Consider the following 3,837-nt stretch of genomic DNA (forward strand, 5'->3'; position numbering starts at 1 on the left):
AACTTCGACCGCAACCGGCACGGGCTGGTGCGGAACTTCGTCTACACCGACGTGCAGGCCCGGCACGTCGCTGTGCATGGTCGCGCGGTGGTCGAGGCGCTGCGGAAGCTCTACGGGGCGGAGGCGTTGGTGACGGAGTTGATCGGGAAGGAGTGAGGGTGTCGGCTCTTGGTTTTCCGGCCTGAAGGGCCGGTTCTTACAGCGATGGCTGTCAGGCCTGGAACCCACCGCCAACACGACGCACCCGGCCCCGAAGGGGCCGTTCGTTCCGAGGCTCCCCCGGATGAACGGCCCCTTCAGGGCCGGGACTGTTTCGGGTTTCGCGATCCAGGCCTGACGGCCCTCGCTGTAAGAACCGGCCCTTCAGGCCGGAAGACGGTTCGTCACTTCGCCTTGATCTTCGACAGCACTTCGTCCTTGCTCGACTTGAAGCTGAACGCGTCAAGGACCGTCACGAACAGTTCCGGGTCCACGACCATCGGGTGCATGGTCACGGCCGCGGTGATCCGGTCGCGGTCGAACGAGAACGCCGCGAGCATCTCTTTCACCTGGGCCGACGTGAGCCGCGTCGTCTTCGCGAGGCCGCTCACGTACTTCATCTTCCCGTCGTCGAACGATTGGTCCTTCAGCCCCTTCAGCACCCGCGCGAAGTCGTCCTTCGGCATCCCGCCGACCGGCGCGAGGGCGGCCAGCTCCTTCTGCAGGTCCTTCGCCGCGAGTTCGGCCCGGCCGATCAGGAGTTCGAGCTTCTCCCGCGTCTTCCGGTCGCTCACGTCCTTCAGCAGCCCGCGGGCCTCCTTCAGGTCCGCGGCGATCTTGTTCAGCGCGACTTCCTGCGGGGATTTCTTCGGCTCCTTGTCGGCGGCGACGGCCGGGACGCCGAAGAGGAGCGCGAACGCCACGACACGAACACGATTCATCGGCCCACCGTGGGTTGAGGGTCAGGGCGACTGCTTCAAGGTTCGCTCGATCCACTGGCGGATTTCGCCGACGGCGGCCCCCATCGCGAGCATCACGTTGGGCGGCCCGGCCTGGTTCTTCCGCTCGTCCACCACCAGCATCCCGCGCGTGAGTTCGCCTTTCGTTTCCACGTCCACGCTCTTCGGCTCGCAACTCACCGACCCCGGCAGCGCGAGCGCGGCGACGGCCAACACGTCCTTCAGGTGGAACCCCTCGATGCCGTACAGGTGCGAACTCGCGCGGATGCCGTAGGGCACGACCTGCCGCAGGAACTTGCACGTCCGCGACTCCGGGTTCGGCAGCTCCAGCAACTCCGTCGGCGAGAGGATGATCTTCCGCGTCACGTCGAGCGGGATCAGCGTCGGGTGGAGGTCCGCCTTCAGGACGGTCCGCGCCGCCTCCGGGTCGGCGGCGAGGTGGAACTCGCTCACCGGCCCGGCGTTGCCCGGCTCGTGGACGGTCCCGCCGATCAGCACGACCTTGTCGAGCAGCGCCGGCAGTTCCGGGTCGCGGGCCAGGGCCATCGCCAGCGTCGTGAGCGGCCCGAGGCAGATGACGCTCACCTCCCGCGGGTACTGGCGGACGAGGTCCGCCAGTGCCTTGTCGCCGGTCAGGTGCTGGTTCTTCGTCGAGACCGGGAACGTCACGCCGCCGAGGCCGCCGGGGCCGTGTAGGGCCGTGCCGTCCTGCTCGTACTTGACGGCGACCGCGGCGCACGTCCGCGGCCACTTCGGCGGGTCGAGCTGGTCGATCAGGATCATCACGTTCGCCGTCGCCTGCTCGGCGCTGACGTTCCCGGCGCACGGGATCAGCCCGACGACTTCCAGGGCCGGGTCGTGCAGCGCCAGTGCGACGGCGAACGCGGTGTCGATGCCGGGGTCGGCAATGAGAATCACTTTTCGCGGCATGATGTCGAACTCGAAGAATCCGTTTCGGCGAGTGACGTGGGTTACAACTTTTTACCGCATCTGCACCAACTGGTCCAACAGAGATTTCGCCGTCCCGGACCGAATCGCGGCCGCCGCCATCGCAACGCCGTCGGGGAGATTCTGAACCGTGCCGGCCGTCCAGAGGGCGGCCGCCGCGTTCGCCAGCACGATCCGCCGGGCCGGGCCGTCCTCGTTGGCGAGGATCGCGCGGATGATGACGGCACTCTCGGCCGGGCTGTCGGCCCGGATGTCATCGAGCGCGACCGGCTCCAGCCCGAAGTCGGCGGCCGTCCACTCGCGGGCCGAGAACTCCTCGCCCTCCACGATCCGCACGCGGGTCGGGGCGGCGAGGCTGACCTCGTCCAGCCCGTCGTGGCTGTTCACCAGCACGGCCCGGCGGACGCCGAGCTTCGCGGCCGCCCCGGCGAGCGGGTCGAGCAGTTCCGGCTTGCCGACGCCGAGGAGCTGGAAGTCGGCCGAGCCGGGGTTCGACAGCGGACCGACGAGGTTGAAGATGGTGCGGATGCCGAGCATCCGACGAAGCTTCGCGACGTGCTTCATCCCCGAATGGAACAGGGGGGCGAAGCAGAACGCGAACCCGACGCGGTCCAGGCACCGCTGCGCCCACGCGGGGCCGGCCTCGAAGTTGACGCCGAGGTCGGCGAGCACGTCGGCGCTGCCGGACCGGCTGGACACGGCCCGGTTCCCGTGCTTCACGACCGGCACGCCGCACGCCGCGACGACCAGGGACGTGACGGTGCTGATGTTGAACGTCCCGCTGTCGTCGCCGCCGGTCCCGCAGGTGTCCAGGACCGGGCCGGACACCGGGACGAGGCGGATCATCTGCTCGCGGAGGACGCGGGCGGCTGTGGCGATTTCCTCGGCGGCCTCGCCCTTCATCCGCAGGGCTGTCAGGAACCCGGCCGCGTACCCGTCCTCGACCCGCCCGGCGAGCAGGTCGCGGAACGCCTCGGTCGCGACGGTCTCGTCCAGCGTGCCGCCCCGCAACAGCGTCCGCATCGCTTCGGGAAACCAATTGGGTCGGGTCGTGTCCACGGGTCACCCAAGAAGGGAGGGGGTCGGCGTCAGGAAAAGGTTACCAAAAATGTGGCACATTTGGCAATTTCGACCTTCCATTTCCCGGCGGAAATGACATATACTTCTTTACATTCTGCACAATTGTTACTCCGCGTTCAACCTCTCCGAGGGCGAACCTAGACAAGGAGCCGAGCCGTGAGCGACGCCACCCTTACCACGAAGCAGCAGCGGATCTACGACTTCATCTGCGATCACATCCAGTCGATGGGCTACCCGCCGACGATCCGCGACATCTGCAAGAAGTTCAACATCAGCTCGCCGAACGGCGTGATGTGTCACTTGAAGGCGCTCGAGAAGAAGGGGAAGATCACCCGGAACCAGAACCTGTCCCGCGGCATCACGATCGAGGGGGTGAATGCCGGCGGGTTCAGCCTCCCGCTGCTCGGCGTCGTCGCCGCCGGCAAGGCGATCGAGGCCGTCGAGCAGGACGAGCGGCTGGAAGTCCGCGACCTGTTCCCGACGGAGAACGTGTACGCCCTCAAGGTCCGCGGCAACTCGATGATCGAGGGGCACATCGCCGAGGGCGACTTCGTGGTGATCCGCAAGCAGGAGTCGGCGGACAACGGGTCGAAGGTGGTGGCGATGGTGGACAAGGCGATGACGCTGAAGAAGTACTACAAGCGGAAGGACCACATCGAGCTGCAGCCGATGAACGCGACGATGACGACGATCAAGGTCGATCCGACCCGCCAGGACGTTCACATCCTCGGCGTGCTGGTCGGCGTGATCCGGAAGTGCTGATCGGGTGTTGGCGAGCCGAGCGGGGGGGGGGGCGCCCGGGCACAAAACCACCACCCCGCCCGCCCCCCCCCCCGCGCCCCCCGTGATTTAACAAACACCAAACCCCACC

5 protein-coding genes are annotated in these 3,837 nt (G+C 67.3%); 2 read left to right on the forward strand and 3 right to left on the reverse strand.

Going from position 1 to position 3,837, the window contains the following annotated elements; translation table 11 throughout:
- The coding region (locus AC5JJ2_RS23825; protein WP_495860558.1) for a S46 family peptidase at positions 1-156 on the forward strand (156 nt) is incomplete at its 5' end.
- A gap of 227 nt (positions 157-383) precedes the next feature.
- Here the strand turns inward: AC5JJ2_RS23825 and AC5JJ2_RS23830 are convergent.
- Genes AC5JJ2_RS23830 through trpD form a run of 3 tightly spaced genes read right to left on the reverse strand, consistent with a single transcriptional unit; the run spans position 384 to position 2,909 of the window.
- Positions 384-920, reverse strand: a complete 537-nt coding sequence (locus tag AC5JJ2_RS23830; protein ID WP_495860542.1) for a proline and serine-rich protein 1 family protein — start codon at positions 918-920, stop codon at positions 384-386.
- Positions 921-941: 21 nt separating this feature from the next.
- Positions 942-1,868 carry a nucleoside hydrolase gene (locus AC5JJ2_RS23835; protein ID WP_495860543.1) on the reverse strand — a complete coding sequence of 309 codons (927 nt, stop codon included), beginning with the start codon at positions 1,866-1,868 and terminating at the stop codon, positions 942-944.
- A 51-nt stretch (positions 1,869-1,919) separates the two neighbouring features.
- The gene (gene trpD, locus AC5JJ2_RS23840) at positions 1,920-2,909 is read right to left on the reverse strand and encodes an anthranilate phosphoribosyltransferase (protein WP_495860544.1); all 990 of its coding nucleotides are present in this window, start codon (positions 2,907-2,909) and stop codon (positions 1,920-1,922) included.
- Between the two features lie 213 nt (positions 2,910-3,122).
- Here trpD and lexA point away from each other — a divergent pair, with 213 nt between their 5' ends.
- Positions 3,123-3,728, forward strand: coding sequence for a transcriptional repressor LexA (gene lexA, locus AC5JJ2_RS23845; RefSeq protein WP_495860545.1), 606 nt, complete (start codon positions 3,123-3,125; stop codon positions 3,726-3,728).
- Positions 3,729-3,837: the final 109 nt, after the last annotated feature.

The sequence above is a fragment of the Limnoglobus sp. genome (assembly GCF_059499385.1).

Bases quoted from the DNA above. Each gene is read 5' to 3' on its own strand.
- AC5JJ2_RS23830 (WP_495860542.1), bottom strand. From the start codon at position 920: ATGAATCGTGTTCGTGTCGTGGCGTTCGCGCTCCTCTTCGGCGTCCCG.
- AC5JJ2_RS23835 (WP_495860543.1), bottom strand. From the start codon at position 1,868: ATGCCGCGAAAAGTGATTCTCATTGCCGACCCCGGCATCGACACCGCG.
- trpD (WP_495860544.1), bottom strand. From the start codon at position 2,909: ATGCGGACGCTGTTGCGGGGCGGCACGCTGGACGAGACCGTCGCGACC.